Raw genomic sequence first — 21,282 nt, 5'->3', positions numbered from 1 at the left:
AATACAACTGATTCATGCCCGGAGCGGCTGTTTGAGCGACTATTGCACCTAAAATATGATAGTAATGGAATTTTAGGTAGTGCCATTTACTCGTTAATTATTTACCTATAAGTGTATAGATCAACATATTGGTTTAAATTTACTGTTAGTAAATTTTATGTGTTATGAAAACGCCGGTTACAATATCATGGATAGCATTTGCAGTCATTCTCAGTTTGTTACAGGGATGCGGCTCAACGAAGGTGCATTATACCGTTGAAAAACGATACAAACCTACACGTTCTGTTGAAATCCTGACCGGAACTCCTGAAAGATCTCACATCGTGATTGCAACTCTCGAAGCGAGCTCCCCTTCTTATGACAACGGAGAGTTTGTTTTTGAGAAGATGAGAAACAAGGCACAGCGTATCGGAGCCCATGCCATTCTGCCCATCGAATATCAATCAATACCTAATTATTCATCGGCTCCTTTAAACCCTACCTATCTCCCACCCCCCAAACCCGGGAAATTAAATCCGTCTCCCAGAATTTTTCGACAACCGCCCAAATCCTGGGGTAAAGCACTGGCAATACGATATCTGGACGAGGACCGGAAAGAAGAGCATCAACAGCAGAAGAAGAAGTCCGACAATAAGGGTCACAAAATTCCTTACCCATGACTTTTCTTCTCGTGGCAATAATCATAGTTGGATCTCTAGAATCGTCTGATACTTCACTCCCTGATTCCACCCAAAGTGATTCCCTGCAAAAGAAAAATGTACGGTTAATGGTACTGCCTATTGTGTTCTCATCGCCGGATACACGACTGGCGGGAGGAGTGTTACCCCAGGTAATTTTCAGGACCTCCTCCACCGAAAAACCCTCTAGTGTCCGAATGGATGCGTATTACACTCTTAACAGGCAATACCACATACTTCTACGACCTGTTCTATGGCTAAGAAATGGCATAATGAATATTTCCGGCAGCCTCTCCTTCAAAGAATGGCCTACATCTTTTTATGGCATAGGTAATAATAGCTCCGGAGATGACCAGGAAAAGTTTACAGAGACCCTTTATGAAGGATCTGTACAGGGCACAGTTCACATCGGTTCCAACTATTACCTGGGGGTTAGTTATTCCTTCAGACGAAGTGAGGTCGACGCTCAGGAGGAGACGGGATTCCTGGCATCGAATCAGCTTGCGGGTAGCGGTACTTCTACCGTTTCCTCGGCCGGACTGGTGTTAAGGCATGACAGCAGAGATAACCAATTTTACCCGTCGAGTGGAAGTTATCATACCCTTGAACTTACCTCAGCTCAGAAAATACTGGGAAGCGATTTTTCCTTTTCCCGGTACACTCTGGATATGAGAAAATACTTTCCGATAAAAAATTCACAGGTTCTGGCTGTTCAGGGAATGGTTTCGTTATCATCCGGAACCGTTCCGTTTCGCGTGCTTCCCGGAATCGGTGATCGGTTGCGTGGCTACTCATCTGTTCGGTATATCGATCGTCATTTGGCGGCCTTTCAGTTGGAGTACCGAGTGGCGCCTCTCATCGGACGTCTGGGATTCGTCGCTTTTGCAGGGGCCGGAGATGTCTTTCACCATGCCAATGACTTGCAGCTTGATAGACTAAAATACTCTGCCGGTATCGGTATACGGTATCTGTTTGACCGGGCCGAGAAGATTAATATCCGCCTCGATTACGGAATAGGGAAGGATTCATCAGGTGATTATATTGACCTAAACGAAGCTTTTTAAATGTGGATTGAAACGGATTTTTTAGCCGCAGATCTCCACGGATTTTTTTTGTTTCCCTCCTTTCCTCATTCCGCCGCTCTGCTGCGGAATAAATCGTGATCTCAGCAATACCGGCTCCTTGCATCCCGAGGGTAGCGGAGATAAGACTTTTATTAGCCCCAGATTTACACTAATCTGTGACTAATTATACTGCAATACTATTGATTCATATATTTTTAAAACCCGAAGCAACTATTCCATTTTGGATCTACCCCAACTTAAAACCAAACGCCTTAGGCTGCGTCCCTTAACATACAATGATACCGACCGCATTTTTGAAATCTTTTCAAATCCTGATGTTACCCGCTACTGGGGTCATGATACACTGGAAGAAAAAGAAGAGGCCAATGAATTTATTCAAAGAACCATCTCAGGTTCTAAGGATGAAAGTCTTCTTGAATGGGGAATCATTTCAAACCAAAATCAGGAACTGATCGGTACATGTGCTTTATCGGGCTTGGATCAAGAACATCACCGTGCTGAAGTAGGTTTTGCACTGCATCCACAGTATTGGGGAAATGGCTATATGATCGAGGCGCTTCCGGCAATTCTTAGATTTGGATTTATAAAACTGAAACTCCATCGCATCGAAGCCGATGTAGACCCACGCAATTCATCCTCAATAAACCTGCTGGAAAAGTTCAACTTTCAAAAAGAGGGACTAATGAGGGAGCGTTACTTTATTAACGGGGAAATTCAAGACGCCCTTTTTTACGGCTTATTGAGAAGTGAATTTAAAAGATTTTAGCTGCGAATTTTCACGATATTAATACAGCTTACCTCTCCACTTCCAGATCAGAGTGCAGAAAGCAAAGTAGATTGGCCTTATGCCTCTGCTCCTCTCAGCGTGATCATAATGATGGCCCCAGAGCCGGGTTCTGATTGTACAGAAATATGCCCGCCGTGTGCTTTCACAATATCGCTGCTAATTGAAAGTCCAAGCCCTGTCCCATCTTTTCCCTTTTTGGTGGTGAAGAAAGGCTGCATGATCTTATCCAAAACATCTTCAGGTATGCCCGGACCATTATCCTCAAATTCGATGGTTATACCACTATCTGTCCTTCGAGTTTGCACTTTGAGTTTTGGCTCATACTCATAAGCAGATTGAGCTCCGGACTCTGTTGCTTTGAATTTTTCCTTCATTGCATCGAAAGCGTTATTACAAATATTAAGTATGACCCTACTGAAATCTTCTGCTATTATTGGAATCTTCTCAATCTTGTCATCTAAATCCAATTCAATATCAGGATTGAGAGGCTCATCTTTAGCCTTCATGCCGTGATAAGCCAAATTAACATACTCAATTACCAGCTTATTCAAATCCCAACTTTCTACGTTGCCGCTGCCTCTGCGAGAATGTTCCAGCATAGAATGAATTATACGGTCAGCTCGGGAACCATGACTTTGAATTTTTTGAAGGTTCGCTTCTATATTTTCTAAAATCACAAAAGCATCTTCAGGAATATCATTCGCTGAAGAAATCTCTTCACGAGCTTCCTGAACCAGTTCTCTACTCAGTTCAGAAAAATTATTAACAAAATTCAGAGGGTTTTTAAGTTCATGAGCGATGCCTGCAGTAAGCTGGCCCAAAGAGGCCAGCTTTTCACGCTGAACGAGCTGGTCTTTGGTATTCTCCAACTCTCTTAAAGAGTTTTCCAGCTCAGCAGAACGTTCCTTTAGAGTGGCACTGAGATCTTCCGCTTTTTTTTGAGCTCTGTACTGTTCAAAGCGAGTAATATAGATCTGTGATGAAGTTCCGGTCAACAAAAATGCAACTATCGTTATAAAGATGATTTGACCAAGGTTTAGCTGAAGTGCCACCTCGCTATCTAAATTCATGAGTACCGGTAGGAGATCGAAAGCAAACCATGTTGAAACAATCACAGAGAATGATAATAGAGCCATTTGCCACCCTGTATAGGGAACCGTTACGGCAGCAAATAATAATGCAATGGCCGTATAAGCCATAGTGAATGAAGTATCCTGCCCGGCAATATCTTCAATGAGCATGGCAATACAAATAAACCATACCAGAAGAAAAACCAGTATACGAATCCATTTCAATGAAATGGTGGTTTGGGATAGCAGCATAAGAAGTGAAGCAAATAGAAAGATCAGCACCTTATCCAGAATCAGTATTTCAACTTCTGTATTTAGGCTGCTGTAATCCCATGTAATGCTCTTGCCGTCAAGAAACACATGACTTGTTACAAATATGACAAGAATCAATGAACCTAACAGACCATAGATAAAGAGTCCTTTACGTGCAATACTTCTCAACAGGCTTCTAAAACCTTCATCCTGCTCATAGTCTCCTATGGTAAGAAATCTCCTTAATGATAAATCCTGAGACAGAATTCTCATATGCCTATCGACAGGGTTAAATCATAATCATATCCCTCAGCATTTTTGCTGATAAGGCAAGGACATTAGCCGTCTCAGATATATATAAATATGACTTTAAATTCATTCATATACAACAAATCAAGCTTTATTGCCGCGAATTGGCACGGATTTTATACAGTGATACCACCCTCATTCCGCCGCTCTGCTGCGGAATGAATCGTGATCTCGGCTATACCAGCTCCNCAAGCTTTATTGCCGCGAATTGGCACGGATTTTATACAGTGATACCACCCTCATTCCGCCGCTCTGCTGCGGAATGAATCGTGATCTCGGCTATACCAGCTCCTTGCTTCCGGAGCAGAGCGCCGGAAGCAGAGAGGGAAACCATAAAAAATCCTTATGAATCTGCGGTTAATACAACATTCAGATCCTGTTTTCATTTGATAGCTGCTTCCCTTAAATTATGTACAAACGTACACAATTATCGATATGGAATCCCTCACGGAAAAACAGCAGCAATTTTACGACAGCCTGGTAGCTTTCTTTCGAAAGCACCTGCGGCTTCCCAGCCACCGGGAAGCCGCCGAACTCAATGGCTTTAAATCACCCAACAGTTCGGTACAGTATCATCAGGCCCTGGTTGAAAAGGGATACCTACGCAAGGACGGGGCTGACCACTATACCTTCCGCTCTACCCTGGATGTATGGCCCGGCAGCGAGAATACCGGTTCCTCCATCCCCATTCTCGGAGAAATTGCAGCGGGATCCATGCAGGAAGCTATTGAGTCGGACCTCGGTGAGCTTACTTTCAACAATCTTTTCCCTCAGGCTGAAAACATTTTTGCCCTACGCGTGAAAGGAATGAGCATGAAAGAGCTGAATATCACCGACGGGGATTTTGTACTGCTTTCAAACACGGAACTGCGAAACGGGGATGTGGGAGCAGTACTCTACAATGGAGAGACCACCCTCAAAAAGATTCAAAAGGAGCAAAACCGTCTTCGTCTCAAACCCGCCAACCCTGATTTTGATGACATTATTATTGAGCCTGATGAATCGGAGGAGGTACGCATCCTTGGCAAGTATGTGGGTCACCTCAATGAACAGGGACTGTTTAAGTCGCCGTACTAGTTTTTTGCCGCGAATTTTCACGGTTTTGATGAATTGACAACCACTCTCATTCCTCCCTGCGTCCGGCGCTCTGCTCAGGAAGCCAATTAGAGCACTGCCAGGCTCACAATTCATTCCGCAGCAGAGCGGCGGACTGAGAAGCATGGAATGATGCCTCGGATTTCCACGGATCCGTGTAAATCCGAGGCAAAAAACACAGGCTAATCCAGCAGCATGCCTGCTTCTTCGTAGACCAGGTACCAGCCGACCTTGCGGGTATCGAACACGATATCCAGGTAGCGGTCATCCCGGGTTTGAAGAGTTACATGAACCTGCTTATGCCCGTGACCTACAGGCTCTTCATGACATTTGCGGATCTTGTGTACGTGGTGAACCTGTCCGTTGCGCCGCAGAATTTTTATCGGCTGCAGGCGGCGGATAATCTCCCGCTCTTTGTCAGCGAAGGAAGCCACCGTGGTAATCACAACCAGCGGCTCCGGGTCCTTCGGCCTGTTGTTCCCGTTTCGGTTTGCGTTATTCTCGCTCATCGACTTACCCTCTTCGTTCAAATCTTGTTGCTAAAGTAGTTTGATTGCTTAACCCAATTTTTTATTATATGTACAAACGTACATATACAGTATAACAACACTCAGCGCTTTTTCAAACATGAATTTCATCGAAAATGACAACCTACCCGACCTTCCTAATCCCGGGCACTACCAGCTCAGTAAAAACGTGCACAACATCACCCGCTACCAGACCGTGGCGGCCGACATGCAGCATCGCAGCCTGGGCGATCGACTGTATGTACACGTAGATATGAATGCCTTCTACGCTCAGGTAGAACAACTCTGTTACAACCTCTACGGCATACCGGTGGTAGTGGGCGGATGGCGCAAGGAAGACGGCACTGTGAAAGGCATCGTGGCAACCAGCTCTTATGAAGCGCGCAACTGGGGCATTAAAACCGGCATGAGTGCCCTGGAAGCCTATAAGCTCTGTCCCTTCGTGGTATTCAAACAAGTAGATTACGAAAAATACCGCGCCTTCAGCAAAAGAATCAAAGCCGTGCTGGATACCTTCTCCCCGGATGTAGAGGCCTACAGCATGGACGAGTATTTCATGGACATCACCTGGAAACAGTCGGAATCGTACGAACAGCTGGTAGAGTTCGGCTGGGATATCAAGGAAGCCATACTCGAAGAGACCGGACTGCAGTGCAGCGTCGGCATATCCACTTCCAAAACCTACTCCAAGCTGGCTTCCGACCTCGAAAAACCCAATGGTCTTACCGTGCTAAACAGTAAAGAGGATATCCGGGACAACATCTGGCCTCTCCCGCTTGACGAAGTATGGGGCATCGGACGCAGGCGGTTTGAAAAACTCAAGAGCCGCGGCATCTATACCATTGAAGAGGCCATCGAACGCGGCTATCCCCTCTTTCAAAACCTTTTTGGGAAGTATTTCGGCAAACTGCTCTGGGAAACGGCGGCCGGCAAAGATCGCGCTATCGTAAGCGATGATACCGAATACATCCCGGAGCGGGTCTCCTACGGCCATACTTTTTCTACATGGACCGACGACCCGTGGCGGGTGGCAGGAGAATTCGCCAAAGCCACCAAACAGGTCTGTTACCGGCTGCGGGGATACGGCAAGAAGTCGGACAAGTTTTTCGGCAATGTCCGTTTTCAGAGCGTTGACAAAGAGGGCTTCTCCTTTACCTTTCGCGCGCCGGGCCTTACCAATCTTGACGAGTATGTATTGGGCAACTGCCTGGAAAAAGTTATGCCCATGCTTTTTTATTACAAAGACCGCGGCAAAACATTCCGCGCCATCATGCTTGGAACCACAGAATTGAATATGACCACCCAGGCAGAATTATTTTTCCAGGAAAATCCCAAGTTCCGGCGCATGTACCGGGCGATGGACTATCTCAACAACCGCTTTGGATTAGAAACCATCAATCATGGCATCAGCCACTTCGATGTCAAGGGTAATACGCACTTCAAAGAACGGTCTATATAAACCTCTTCGAACCTAAGACAATAATAAACAATAGATTAAGCTGATACTAACATATCCGGCTCTCAGCACGTTACTTATTTTGTGATAATTAGTAACTCAAAAATATCAAAAGCTACTGCATTCAGAGACCGTTTTTTGAGAATGAGCTCTAAAAAGTGATAAAAAAATCAGTCACAAAACTAGCATTTATGAGAAGATAGAGTATATTAGGTTAATATTTAGCTATAAATAGTTCAATAATATACGTTTGTTTATATATAGGTAAATATCCAAACAGTCTTGAGGGGTGGCTGTAAAAGAAGGAAAAGAAATTTAGGGGAATTTATACTGTCTGTTTTTGGACCTAGAAGCAGTTAAAAAAGAGAGGGCCAAACCATATCAGCAATAGAATTTCCGCTCCCGAATCCTATCGATCAGGGTAAATCTGGGATTAACATATTTGGTTGTAAGATAATAGCCGGCCTGTGTGCTATGGAAGTGCATTGTGCAGGAATACCGGTTTTGTAGAGACAATTTTTTAGAGAAGCTAAATTGAGCACAGCAATAGTAACCCAATTACCAAAAAAAGGACTTTCTTCAGCTCGAAATGTAATAATATCCCATGAAGTCATCTGAGCAAAATCAAAATGAGTTGGGCGAAGCTGCCCAGGCGCTCATCCGGCATGAAGCCGAGTTGAAGGTGATAAATATCGTTCAGGAGGCTTTGCTAAGTGGTGTTGAAACTGATGAAATCTACCGATTGGTTGGGGACTACATCCGGAATATTTTTGATGTTCAGGCGGTTACCATATCTACATTTGACTATAAACATGCGGAAGAACAGTTTCAATATATCTACGAAAATGAACAGCAGATCAGCTCCCCTCCCCGTCCGATAGATAATCTGCGAAGAAAATTAATCCGCTCAAAAGAACTGATTCTAATCAATGAAGATGCAGAAGAAAGATTTGCAGAAATCACCGGTAAGCCTGCCGAGCCGGTACCGGGAACAAAATTCCCAAAATCCATGCTTTTTGCCCCGCTTTTGCTGGGAGAACGGGTGAACGGTTATGTAAGTCTTCAAAACATTGACAGGGAGCATGCCTTTTCCGATCACCATGTGAATATGCTCAAAAGAATGGCCAACAGTGCTACTATCGCCCTGGAAAGTGCCCGTCTGTTTGAATCGGAGAAAAGAAGAGCCGATGAGCAGAAGGCCCTTCTTGATACCATGACTGATCTGTCATCCAAACTTGAACTTAGAAACCTTCTGGATGCGGTAGTTGAACGAACCGTTTCCCTGCTGGGAGTTACCGGGGGCGAGCTGGCCATATATTATGAGAATGTTGAGGAGCTGGAGGTAGTTTCCAGCCATAAGCTGGGCATGAGTTCGGTGGGAACCCGACTGGCTCTTGGAGAAGGTGTGATGGGCAAAGTGGCAGAAACGAGGGAGTCTATTATCATCGACGATTATCCGCACTGGAACGGACGATCCGAAAAATATGAAGAAGCCACAGTCAGTGGTGTAATGGCTGTACCCTTGATTGTCGGTACTCAACTGGTTGGTATCTTGGTCAGTGTGCATAAAAAGACAGACCGGAAATTCAGTGAAAATGACTTGCGGTTGCTGAATATGTTTGCTCCCCTTGCCGCAACCGCCATCGAAAATGCACGACTGTTTGAAGCTGAAAGAAAAAGAGCTGACGAACAACAGGCCCTGCTGGATACCATGAAGGACCTGTCTTCCAAACTTGAATTGAATAAGCTGCTGGATTCTGTAGTAGAACGAACCTTTTCCCTGCTGGGTGTGACTGGCGGAGAATTGGCAATATATGACGAGGAGTCCCAAGAACTGGAAGTTGTTTCCAGCCGTAACCTTGGCTTTAATTCTGTTGGGACACGCCTGAAACATGGAGAGGGTGTCATGGGCAAGGTGGCCGAATCACGTGAGCCCGTTATCATAAGGGATTATCAACACTGGGAAGGGCGGTCAGAAAAATACCAGGATACTACTGTCCGGGGTGTCATGGCCGTACCGCTGATGACCGGTGACCAGCTGGTGGGAACCCTGGTGAGTATTCACCTGGATGAGGACCGTACTTTCCAGGAGAATGACCTTCGCCTGTTGAATATGTTTGCCCCTCTGGCTGCCACAGCTATTGAAAACGCAAGGATCTTTGAAGCCGAAAGGAAAAGAGCCGACGAGCAAAAGGCCCTGCTGGATACCATGTCCGATTTGTCTTCCAAACTCGAATTGCGACTGCTTCTTGACTCCGTAGTAGAACGTGCCTCTTCCCTTTTGGAAGTCACCGGCGGAGAACTTGCCATCTATCATGAAGATCGAAAAGAACTGGAAGTGGTTTCGAGTCATAACCTCGGCATGCAGTCAGTCGGTACCTGTCTCTCACTGGGAGAAGGCGTTATGGGGAAAGTGGCTGAAACACGTGAGCCCATCATCGTCAGGGATTACCAGAATTGGCAAGGAAGATCAGAAAAATACCAACAAACTACTGTACGTGCCGTGATGGCTGTGCCATTGATGGTTGGAGATCAGCTCGTTGGAACCCTGGTCAGTATTCACCTTGACAGTGACCGGACTTTTGGGAATGACGACCTGCGTCTGCTTAACATGTTTGCCCCACTTGCAGCTACTGCCATTGAAAACGCTCGGCTCTTTGACACAACTAACCGGTTATTGGAAGAAGCGGAAGACAGAACCCGAGAGCTTAAGCAAACCCAGCAGCAACTTGTAATGCAGGAAAAACTAGCCTCCCTGGGACAACTGACGGCAGGAATTGCTCATGAAATTAAAAACCCGCTCAACTTCGTCATAAATTTTTCCGACTTGACATCAGAACTGGTGGAAGATATCAAACAGGGGCTGGCCGAGCTTTCCCTAAATGACAACGGTCAGTTTGAGATGCGAAAAGCCGATTTATCAGAACTCCTCAGTGATATCAGTGAAAATATGGCCAAAATTCAAAATCACGGTTCGCGCGCCGATAGAATTGTGAAGAGCATGCTGCAACATAGCCGTGGAGGATCCGGAGAGTTGGAGGCAACCAATCTGAATTTACTGGTCAGGGAATTCACAAACCTGGCCTTCCACGGAATGAGAGCAAGTACGAATCCAATTAACGTATCTATTGAGTTGGATCTTGATGAACAGATCAAAAAAGTAAAACTGGTACGCGAAGATTTTAGCCGGGTACTGTTGAATTTGATCAATAATGCTTTTGATGCCATGAAGGTGAAATTATCAGCTGAAAAAAAATCCGCAACCGGTTCTGCCTACAAACCCACCTTGACAGTAAAGACGATCGGTTTGGAGGATAAGGTCCAAATTATTGTAGAAGACAATGGTCCCGGCATTCCGAAAGAGATACATGAGAGCATATTGCAACCGTTTTTCACCACCAAGAAAGGGACCGAAGGAACCGGTCTGGGCCTCTCCATTACCCATGATATTGTTGAAGCACATGGGGGAAGCCTGGAGTTCGATAGTTCTGATTCAGGTACAACTTTCACAGTTAATCTAAACAAGATCCCATGAAAGCCGGCCTGAACAAACAAACAAAAGCGGATAAAACCGCCATCAACCTCCAGAGACGAGAGGCTGAACTGACGGTCATAAAGAGTGTGCAGGAAGGAATTGCTGTTCGAAAGGATATTCATGACATCTATGATCAGGTGGGAGATTGCATTAGGGACTTATTTGATGCCCAGGTTGCAGCTATCTCTACCTTCGATTTAAAAAATAGAATTGAGCATTTTCAATATTTATTTGAGGACGGCAAACGCCACTACCCGGAATCACGACCAATTGATAAAATTCGGGATCATTTAATACAGACCAAAAATAAGCTGCTGATAAATTCTGATGCCGATAAGGTTATTGAAAAAATCACCAATAAGCCCCACCAGGCAGTACCCGGCACCAAGCTGCCAAAATCGCTTTTATATGTCCCACTTATAATAGGTCAGGAAATTATGGGTTACGTGACCCTTCAAAATCTGGATCGTGAAGATGCCTTCCCTGAAGATGACGTTGAGCTGCTGGAATCTCTCGCTAACAGCTTGAGTATTGCCCTGGAAAATGCCCGTTTGTTCAATGACTCGGAACAACGCAGTGCCGAACTTTCGGTAATCAACAGTGTACAAGTCGGACTTGCGGCGGAATTGGACATGCAGGGCATTTATGAACTGGTAGGCGAAGAGGTTCGTGATCTCTTCGATGCCCAAGTTGCAGCTATCTGCACCTTTGACCACTCAAACCGCATAGAACATTTCCATTACTTGTTCGAGGATGGCAAACGCCACTATCCGGAATCACGCCCGATTGATAAAATTCGGCAGTATTTAATCGAGCATAAAGATTTGTTGTTAATCAATACGAATGCTGATCAGCGCATCGAAGAAATTACCGGCAAGCCGCACGTGGCCGTTCCGGGCACTAAGCTACCCAAGTCGCTGCTATATGTCCCCTTAATGGTTGGGGAAAATATTACCGGCTATGTAACCTTGCAAAACCTGGATCGGGAGTATGCCTTCCGTGATTCTGATGTAAAGTTGCTCAGCACCCTCACCAATAGTATGAGCATAGCCCTGGAAAATGCTCGCCTGTTTAACGAAACCGAACAGCGAAATGCCGAATTGGCCATTATTACCGGAGTGCAGGAAGGCCTTGTTCGGGAGATGGAGATGCAGGCCATTTACAGTCTGGTTGGCGATACCATCTGTGAAGTATTGGATACCCAGACGCTCTTAATTCGAACCTTTGATCACGAAAAAGGTCTGGAACACTGGGAATATGCTGTTGAAAAAGGTAAACATCTGGAGATGGAACCGCGGCCCCTGATATGGGCCAACAAGCAGCTGATCAAATCCAAAGAGTACCTGTTGATTAACGAAGATTATACCAAAACTTCCATAAAGTACGGAGGCAAAGGGTACAGCAAGGGTCTGCCTCCAAAATCAGCTATATTTGTCCCTATGATGCTGGGGGGTGAAGTAATCGGTTCCGTCAGCCTTCAAAATGTGGACAAGGAACACGCCTACAGCAAATCGGATGTTCGCCTGCTTACCACCCTCACCAATAGTATGAGCGTGGCCCTTGAAAACGCTCGCCTTTTTAAGAAGACCAGCAAGCTGCTGGAGGAGTCCCACCAGCGGGCTACCGAGCTTGATACGGTCAATCGGGTAAGTCGTGCACTGGTAACGCAACTGGAACTGGACAGTCTGATTGACCTGGTAGGGGAACTCATGCAGGAGACCTTTGAAGCCGACATAGTATATGTTGCATTATATGACCGTTCTTTGAATATGTTGCATTTCCCTTACACCTATGGTGAGAGTATTCCTTCAAGAGCCTTTGAAAGCGGCATCACCGAAAAAATCATAACCAAACAGGAACCCATTCTGATCAATACAAACCTGGTTGAAACCTTTGACCGGCTCGAGGCCGAGAAAAAAGGGGAATGGGTCTCCTCCTTCCTAGGAGTCCCCATCATATCCGGAAGTGAAGCAATCGGTGTGATAAGTATACAGAGCACTGAAGAGGAGAACCGATTTGATGAAAATGACCAGCGCTTGCTGAATACCATCGCGGCTAATGTAGGGATTGCCATGCAGAACGCCGAAGCCTATGAAAAACTTCGTGATGCGATGGTGGAACTGAAGTCAACCCAAGAGCAGCTGGTGCAGCAGGAAAAACTAGCCTCGCTGGGACAGTTGACAGCCGGTATCGCTCATGAGATAAAGAATCCCCTTAATTTCGTGAATAATTTTTCCGACGTGTCTATTGAGCTCATCCAGGAAGCTATGGAAGAGGTTGAGACCATAACCAAAGGGGTATCTAACCTATCGGATCTCAATGAACCGCTACAGAACCTGGTCGAGTTGCTTAGTGATGTTAAATCGAACCTTGCCAAGATTTATGAGCACGGTTCCAGGACCGACGGAATTGTTAAGAGCATGCTGCAGCATAGTCGCGGGGGATCAGGGAAAATGGAACCTACCGATCTCAATGCCCTTGTCAAGGAGTTTACCAATCTGGCCTATCATGGGATGCGTGCCGGTACAAATCCAATCAATGTAGATATTGATGTCAGTCTTGATGAAAGGGTCGGAGAAACAGAACTCATTCGTGAGGATTTCAGCCGAGTGCTCTTAAACCTGATGAATAATGCCTTTGATGCCATGCGAAGCAAACTGCAGGAAGGCAGCGAAAAGAATTACCTGCCAAAACTCAGTGTAGAAACCGAGCGTGACGACAGCCGTATTTTGGTTCATATAGGAGACAACGGACCGGGTATTCCGAAAGAACTGCAGGAAAAAGTACTCCAACCATTTTTTACTACCAAAAAAGGCACAGAAGGTACAGGACTGGGACTATCCATCACCCATGACATCATTGAAGCACACGGGGGAGCACTGAACTTTACGAGTGATACCGGCGGTACCCGGTTCTCCATAACACTAAATGGAAATCGATGAGTAAAAGTATTAAAGACACAAATAACCTGGCCGATTTTAAACGAAGGCTGGAGCAGCGTGAAGCCGAACTGACTGTAATCAACAGTGTGCAGGAAGGGTTGGCCAATAACATGGAAATGCAGGAGATCTATGAACTCGTGGGGGAGAAAATACGAAAAGTATTTGATGCTCAAGCTATTACTATTGCAACTTTTGATAAGTCAGGCGATCGGGAAGAATTTCAATATGGATATGAGGATGGGAAACGAATCTATCCAGATGCTCGCCCCATCGATAAACTCAGGATACAAATAATTGAACAAAAAGAGCTTATCCTGATCAATGAAAATTTTCCTGAAGAGATAGAAAAGATAACAGGATACAAAGCAGTTGCTGTACCCGACACCGAACTTCCCAAGTCGGCTCTATATGTTCCTATGATTATGGAAACGGAGGTTGCCGGATATATAAGTCTGCAGAATCTCGATCGTGAAGATGCTTTCAGCAAATCGGATGTTCGCCTGCTGAGTGCCATCTCCAATAGTTTAAGTGTAGCCCTCCAGAATGCCGAACTCTTCAGCGAAACCGAACAGCGCAATGCCGAGCTGGCCGTAATTAACAGTGTGCAGGAAGGACTGGTGGCCGAAATGGACATGCAGGGCATCTATGAACTGGTAGGAGAGCGAATCCGTGAGCTTTTTGACTCCCAGGTGACTGTGATTGCCACCTTCGACCTCGAAAATGAATTAGAAGAGTTTAAATACGTATTTGAAGACGGCAGCCGCTTCTATCCCGACCCGCGAAAGTATGACGCCGTCCGGAAAAGTTTGATAGAAACACAGGAGCTTATTCATATCAATGAAGACTCAATCAATGCTATCAATAAGATAGGTGGATCCGTAAAAGCCCTGCCCGGAACCGTCTTTCCTAAATCAATGGTGTACGTACCGCTGGTATTAGGAGGCAATGTTAAAGGATATGTGAGCCTTCAGAACCTGGATCGCGAATTCGCTTTTAGCGACTCAGACGTGCGTCTGCTCAATACCTTGGCCAATAGTATGACTGTGGCACTTGAAAATGCGCGGCTCTTCAGTGAAACCGAACAGCGCAATGCCGAGCTAGCCATTATCAACAGCGTGCAGGAAGGTTTGGTACGTGAGATGAATATGCAGGGCATCTATAACCTTGTCGGAGATAGAATCCGGGAATTATTTGACGCCCAGGTCACGGTCATTCGCACCTTCGATTTTGAGAACGACCTGGAAAAATTTGAATACGCCGTTGAGAAGGATAAACAGTTTGAAGTAGAACCTCGTCGCATCAACTGGGCTAACCGGCAGGTTATCAATTCCAGAGGCCACCTGCTGATTACCGATAATTACCTGGAAACGGCCCGACGATACGGCAGCGAGGGATATAGTAAAGGGCTACCTCCAAAATCAGCGGTATTCGTACCGATGATGGTTGGGGATGAAGTAATCGGTTCGGTAAGCCTGCAGAATGTAGACCGTGAATATGCCTACAACAAGTCGGATGTGCGCCTGCTCACTACGATGGTCAACAGTATGAGTGTGGCATTACAAAATGCGCGTTTATTTAGCGAGACCGCACAGCGCAATGCCGAACTGCCTGTGATCAACAGCGTGCAGGGCGGATTGGTGGCCGAGATGGATATGCAGAGCATTTATGACCTGGTAGGCGACCGCATTCGAAACCTGTTTGATGCACAGGTCACGGCCATTGTCACCTTCGACCTTGAGCAAAAGATAGAAGACTTTAAGTATTTGTTTGAAGACGGGGGACGTTACTACCCTAATCCCCGCCCGTATGACAAGGTGCGCGAGCAGATCATAGAAACGAAAGAAGTTTTGCTGATTAATGAAAATGCCGCAGAGGTCTTTTCAAAAATAAACGACAAACCGTTCAGACCGCTCAAAGGTACCCAGCTCGCAAAATCATCGCTTTTTGTACCTATGCTGGTCGGTAAAACAGTGCGCGGTTACGTAACGCTGCAAAACCTTGATCGTGAAAATGCTTTCACCGAATCAGATGTGCGCCTTCTTACCACCCTCGTCAACAGTATGAGCGTGGCCCTGGAGAATGCCCGGCTTTTTAATAAGACCAGCCGTTTGCTTGAGGAAGCCGACCAGCGCGCAACAGAGATGGATACCGTAAACCGGATCAGTAAGGCCCTCGTGGCACAACTTGAGTTCGACGCGCTGATTAAATTGGTCGGACAATTGATGAAAGAGACTTTCAAGGCTGACGTGGTATACCTTGCATTGTATGACAAGAAGACGAATATGATTCACTTTCCATACGAGTACGGTGATAAGAATGAGTCCCGCCCATTCGGCAGTGGGTTCACCGAGAAAATTATTACCAGCAAAGAGCCGCTACTCATCAACCGTGACCTGGATGAGGTACGCGACCAGATGAAGGCAAAACAAATTGGGGTCATATCTTCCTCCTACCTCGGTGTTCCCATCCAAATCGGTAATGAAGCCATCGGAGTGATCAGTATCCAGAGTACCAAGGAAGAGAATCGTTTTGACGATAACGACCAGCGACTTCTCAGCACCATCGCCGCCAATGTGGGTGTGGCTATGGAAAACGCTGAAGCCTATGAACGACTGCGAAATGCTATGACTGAGCTGAAATCCACCCAGGAACAGCTGGTACAGCAGGAGAAACTGGCTTCATTGGGTCAGCTGACGGCCGGTATTGCTCATGAAATCAAGAATCCGCTCAACTTTGTAAATAATTTTTCCGACCTATCCATCGAACTCGCAGAGGAAGTCGAAGAGCTCATGGGAAAAGTTGAATCAGAAGAACTCCGTAATGAGCTGGGGATGCTGATCGGTGACATCAAATCAAATCTTAAAAAAATCCATGAACATGGTACCCGGACAGACGGCATTGTTAAGAGTATGTTGCTGCATAGCCGGGGCGGAACCGGCAGGATGGAGCCTACCGATCTGAATGCATTTATAAAAGAATATACCAACCTTGCTTTCCACGGCATGCGTGCCAGCAAACATCCCATGAATGTGGATATCAAATTCCTGCTGGACGACAAGGTAGGTGATGCCAAGCTCATCAGGGAAGATTTCAGCCGGGTGTTGCTGAACCTGATTAACAACGCTTTTGACGCCATGCGCACAAAAAAACAAAATGGAAGTCCTGATTCCTATTTGCCCAAATTGATGATCCGAACTCTTAGGTCAGATAATCAAGTAACCCTCGAAATCGAGGATAACGGCCCCGGGATACCGGAGGATATCAGCGAAAAAATTCTGCAGCCTTTTTTTACCACCAAAAAAGGTACGGAAGGTACCGGACTGGGACTTTCCATCACTCGTGATATTGTAGAAGCCCACGGTGGTACAATCACCTTCCAGAGCAGTAATAACGGCACCACATTTTCAGTAAATCTAATGGCCAATTGATGAATACGACGAATACCAATAGAAATCGAGATACTTTAAAAGAACTCATGGGCATGCTCGAGCAGCGCGATGCCGAGCTCACCATCATCAGCAACGTGCAGCAAGGCCTAGCCGAAAATATGGAGCTGCAGGAGATCTATGAGATGGTGGGCGAGGAAATACGTGATCTTTTTGATGCGCAAGTGACTGCTATAGCAACCTTCGACAATGAATACAAAACGGAAACCTTTAGGTATCTTTATGAAAACGGTGAGCGCGTTCATCCTGATCCCCGTCCCATTGATAAAGTCAGACAACGGCTAATTGACTCAAGAGAGCTCCTATATATTGCCGAAAATGCTGAAAAGGCCTATAAAGAGATTACCGGAGAGGAAGCCAAAGCCGTACCCGGCACGAAATTTCCAAAATCGGTTGTGGTGGTTCCACTCATATTGGGAGACACTGTACGCGGCTATGTAAGCCTGCAGAATCTTGACAGGGAGCATGCCTTCAGTGATGATGACATCCGTCTATTAAGCACACTGGCTAACAGCTTGAGTGTGGCCCTGGAAAATGCCCGCCTTTTTAATGAAACCGAGCAGCGCAATGCTGAGCTGGCCGTGATCAACAGCGTACAGCAGGGCCTGGTAGCAGAGATGGATATGCAGGGTATCTATGAGCTGGTCGGTGAACGTATTCGCACCCTGTTTGATGCACAGGTTGCAGTCATTTCTACCTTCGATCATGAAAATCACAAGGAGGAATTTCAGTACGGTTTTGAAGACGGGGAGCGCATATATCCTGAACCCCGTGAAATCGACAAAGTGCGCCAGCGCCTCATTGATTCACAAACCTTAATCTGCATCAACGAAGATGCCGACGAGGTGTGGAAGACCATCACCGGCGAAGAGCCTACAGTAGTTCCGGGCACCAAACTCACAAAGTCAGCCCTGTATGTTCCCATGGTTGTGGGTAATAAGGTGCGCGGGTATGTGAGTCTTCAAAATCTAGACCGGGAGCATGCCTTCAGCGAATCGGATGTGCGGCTGCTGAGCACCCTGACCAACAGTATGAGTGTGGCCCTTGAAAACGCCCGTCTCTTCAACGAAACCGAACAGCGCAATGCCGAACTGGCTGTAATCAACAGCGTGCAGCAGGGACTTGTAGCTGAGATGGACATGCAGGGTATTTATGACTTGGTGGGAGATCGCATTCGACAGCTTTTTGATGCCCAAGTGGCTGCCATTGCCACCTTCGACCATGAATACGAAACTGAGACGTTCCGCTACCTTTTTGAAAACGGAGGCCGGCTATATCCCAAACCGAGAAAATATGATAAGATCCGCCAGCGCCTGATCAAGACCAACAACATGATCAATATCCAGGAGAACGCGGGGGAAGCCTATACCACCATCACCGGCGCCCCTCCTACCGCTGTTCCCGGAACGGGATTTCCAAAATCCATGGTGTTTGTACCGCTCAGCATCGGTGACACGGTACGCGGCTATGTGAGCCTTCAAAACCTCGATAAGGAGCACGCGTTCAGCGAATCGGACGTTCGGCTGCTAAGAACCCTTGCCAACAGTATGAGTGTGGCCCTGGAAAATGCCCGCCTCTTCAATGAAACCGAACAACGCAATGCCGAACTGGCCGTAATCAACAGCGTGCAGGAAGGTCTCGTGGCGGAGATGGACATGCAGGGCATTTATGAACTGGTCGGCGAGCGAATCCGGAATCTATTTGATGCACAAGTTACGGGCATTGTAACCTTTAACCACGAGGACAAGACTGAAAACTTCAAATACCTGTTTGAAGACGGGGACCGCCTCTACCCCAGCAATCGTCCGTACGACAAAGTAAGGGAGAAAATTATTAATGATCGCAGCATGCTGCTGTTAAACGAGAATGCAGCAGCTGAACTTTCTGCGATCCTTGGCCAGCCACATAAACCGGTACCCGGCACCCGGGTTGCAAAGTCGGCACTTTATGTACCCATGCTGGTCGGCGATAAGGTTCGGGGCTATGTGACCCTTCAAAACCTTGACCGCGAACACGCATTCAGCGAATCGGATGTACGCCTGCTCAATACCCTGGTCAACAGTATGAGTGTGGCCCTTGAAAACGCCCGACTCTTCAATGAAACCACACGCCTGCTGGCCGAGACCGAGCAACGCAATGCCGAGCTGGCTGTGATCAACAGTGTGCAGGAAGGCTTGGTGCGCGAAATGGACATGGAAGCCATTTACAGTCTGGTCGGCGACCGCATTTGTAATGTGTTAAATACCCAGACTCTGGTCATACGCACTTTCGACCATAAGAAGGAAATAGAACACTGGGAATATGTCATTGAAAACGGGGAGCGCTTCTTTAATGAACCTCGCCCATTCATCTGGGCCAATAAATACTTGATTGAACATAAAGAACACCTGCTGATCAACCGTGATTATATTGAAACGGCAAAGAAATACGGTGATACCGAACAAGGCGTCAGCAAAGGTCTCCCTCCCAAATCGGCCATATTTGTCCCCATGATTGTCGGTGATGAGGTAATCGGTTCCGTCAGTCTGCAGAATGTGGAACAGGAAGATGCTTTCGACGAATCGGATGTACGCCTGCTCACCACTCTAACTAACAGTATGAGCGTGGCGCTGGAAAATGCACGGCTCTTTAACGAAACGAACAGGCTGCTGGCTGAAACCGAACAACGCGCCAGTGAACTGCAAACGGTGAATAATATAAGCCGGGCCCTGGTCTCGCAGCTGGAGTTTGATGCCCTCATCGATCTAGTGGGTGAACAAATGCGGGAAACATTTAAAGCTGACATTGTCTACCTGGCTCTGTACGAACGCGAAGAGAACATGCTACACTTCCCCTACTACTATGGGGATAAGAATGCCAAGAAGAGCAAGCCTTTTGGAAACGGACTCACCGAGAAGATTATCACCACCAAAAAACCTCTGCTGATCAATCATGATCTTGAAGAAGCCTATGACCGCATCAAGGCAGAAAAGATCGGGAAATGGGTGGAATCGTATCTCGGTGTTCCTATTGTCACCGGCGATAAAGCCATCGGTGTAATCAGTGTACAGAGTACTGAAGAGAAAAACCGCTTTACTGAATACGATCAGCGACTGCTAAGCACTATTGCTGCCAATGTCGGTGTGGCTATGCAGAATGCCGAGGCCTACGAAAACCTGCAGGAGGCCCTGACTGAGTTGAAAGCAGCACAGGAACAACTGGTGCAACAAGAGAAGCTGGCTTCGCTTGGACAGCTCACTGCAGGTATTGCCCATGAGATCAAAAACCCGTTGAATTTTGTAAATAACTTCTCGGATGTATCCATTGAGCTGGTTCAGGAGATCCGGGATGAAGTCTCAGGATTGGACGCCTCTGATATCACGGAGGAGGTCGGTTTTATTCTTGATGATGTAGAAGCAAATCTCAAAAAGATACTGGAGCACGGTAGACGGGCTGACGGTATTGTCAAGAGCATGCTGTTGCACAGCCGGGGCAAGAGCGGGGAACGTATTCCCACCGATCTCAATAAGCTCATTGACGAATATGTTAAGCTTGCCTATCACGGAATGCGTGCCGTCAACAAATCCTTCAATATCGACATCCAAACCGACTATGATGATTCAATTGGCATAATCGATTTGGTAGCACAGGATTTAAGTCGTGCCTTTCTGAATATCATCAATAACGCCATGTACGCTGCCTATGAGCACTGCAGCACTACCAAAGAACGAAATCCAATTATAAAGATCACTACACAGGATCTGGGTGGAAGGTTACAAATTGGAATTCGTGATAACGGTCCGGGCATACCGGATGAGATACGTGAAAAGATTTTTGAACCCTTTTTCACTACGAAGCCTACGGGCGAAGGTACCGGACTTGGATTATCCATGACCTACGATATTATCAACCTGCATAACGGAACACTACGCATTGAATCCGACCCGGGGTCCTATACAGAGTTCGTCATTTCATTGCCTAAAACTCCGGCTCGGGAGTCCCGGAATGCAGTGGGCTGATACATTTTATATTCGATTACTATCAAGGAAAAACAAAAGAAACTACCTGTAATACTCAATCAAAGCATGGCATACGCATATTCACCTGCAGTTTTAGAAAAAA

The 21,282-nt window shown here is 46.4% G+C and carries 11 protein-coding genes; 9 read left to right on the top strand and 2 right to left on the bottom strand.

What is annotated here, in order from left to right:
* The first annotated feature begins 164 nt into the window (after positions 1–164).
* The 3 genes from G3570_RS03885 (at position 165) to G3570_RS03875 (ending at position 2,528) form a co-directional block, all read left to right on the top strand.
* The gene (locus tag G3570_RS03885) at positions 165–659 is read left to right on the top strand and encodes a hypothetical protein (RefSeq protein WP_165139346.1); all 495 of its coding nucleotides are present in this window, start codon (positions 165–167) and stop codon (positions 657–659) included.
* A complete protein-coding gene (locus G3570_RS03880) occupies positions 656–1,741 on the top strand; it encodes a BamA/TamA family outer membrane protein (protein WP_165139344.1) in 1,086 nt (361 codons plus the stop codon). Before G3570_RS03885 ends, G3570_RS03880 begins: the two co-directional genes overlap by 4 nt.
* Before the next feature lie 241 nt (positions 1,742–1,982).
* A complete protein-coding gene (locus G3570_RS03875; RefSeq protein ID WP_165139342.1) occupies positions 1,983–2,528 on the top strand; it encodes a GNAT family N-acetyltransferase in 546 nt (181 codons plus the stop codon).
* A 77-nt stretch (positions 2,529–2,605) separates the two neighbouring features.
* On the opposite strand, the gene G3570_RS03870 is transcribed toward G3570_RS03875, so the two are convergent.
* Positions 2,606–4,144, bottom strand: coding sequence for a sensor histidine kinase (locus G3570_RS03870; RefSeq protein WP_165139340.1), 1,539 nt, complete (start codon positions 4,142–4,144; stop codon positions 2,606–2,608).
* Between the two features lie 471 nt (positions 4,145–4,615).
* Between G3570_RS03870 and lexA the strand changes: the two genes are divergently transcribed.
* On the top strand, positions 4,616–5,257 hold the full coding sequence (gene lexA, locus G3570_RS03865; RefSeq protein WP_249066639.1) for a transcriptional repressor LexA: 642 nt from the start codon (positions 4,616–4,618) through the stop codon (positions 5,255–5,257).
* A gap of 200 nt (positions 5,258–5,457) precedes the next feature.
* Here the strand turns inward: lexA and G3570_RS03860 are convergent, their stop codons facing one another.
* The gene (locus G3570_RS03860) at positions 5,458–5,784 is read right to left on the bottom strand and encodes a hypothetical protein (protein ID WP_165139338.1); all 327 of its coding nucleotides are present in this window, start codon (positions 5,782–5,784) and stop codon (positions 5,458–5,460) included.
* A gap of 118 nt (positions 5,785–5,902) precedes the next feature.
* On the opposite strand from G3570_RS03860, the gene G3570_RS03855 reads away from it, so the two are divergent.
* The 5 genes from G3570_RS03855 (at position 5,903) to G3570_RS03835 (ending at position 21,179) form a co-directional block, all read left to right on the top strand.
* On the top strand, positions 5,903–7,261 hold the full coding sequence (locus G3570_RS03855; RefSeq protein ID WP_165139336.1) for a Y-family DNA polymerase: 1,359 nt from the start codon (positions 5,903–5,905) through the stop codon (positions 7,259–7,261).
* A 601-nt stretch (positions 7,262–7,862) separates the two neighbouring features.
* A complete protein-coding gene (locus tag G3570_RS03850) occupies positions 7,863–10,793 on the top strand; it encodes a GAF domain-containing protein (RefSeq protein ID WP_165139334.1) in 2,931 nt (976 codons plus the stop codon).
* Positions 10,790–13,735 carry a GAF domain-containing sensor histidine kinase gene (locus G3570_RS03845; RefSeq protein ID WP_165139332.1) on the top strand — a complete coding sequence of 982 codons (2,946 nt, stop codon included), beginning with the start codon at positions 10,790–10,792 and terminating at the stop codon, positions 13,733–13,735. The genes G3570_RS03850 and G3570_RS03845 overlap by 4 nt, the downstream gene beginning before the upstream one ends.
* On the top strand, positions 13,732–17,163 hold the full coding sequence (locus tag G3570_RS03840; protein ID WP_165139330.1) for a GAF domain-containing protein: 3,432 nt from the start codon (positions 13,732–13,734) through the stop codon (positions 17,161–17,163). Before G3570_RS03845 ends, G3570_RS03840 begins: the two co-directional genes overlap by 4 nt.
* Positions 17,163–21,179 carry a GAF domain-containing sensor histidine kinase gene (locus G3570_RS03835; RefSeq protein WP_165139328.1) on the top strand — a complete coding sequence of 1,339 codons (4,017 nt, stop codon included), beginning with the start codon at positions 17,163–17,165 and terminating at the stop codon, positions 21,177–21,179. The genes G3570_RS03840 and G3570_RS03835 overlap by 1 nt, the downstream gene beginning before the upstream one ends.
* Positions 21,180–21,282 lie beyond the last annotated feature (103 nt).

The organism is Halalkalibaculum roseum, assembly GCF_011059145.1.
In the GTDB taxonomy this organism is placed as follows: domain Bacteria; phylum Bacteroidota; class Rhodothermia; order Balneolales; family Balneolaceae; genus Halalkalibaculum; species Halalkalibaculum roseum.
This window is presented reverse-complemented; position numbering and strand designations above follow the sequence as displayed.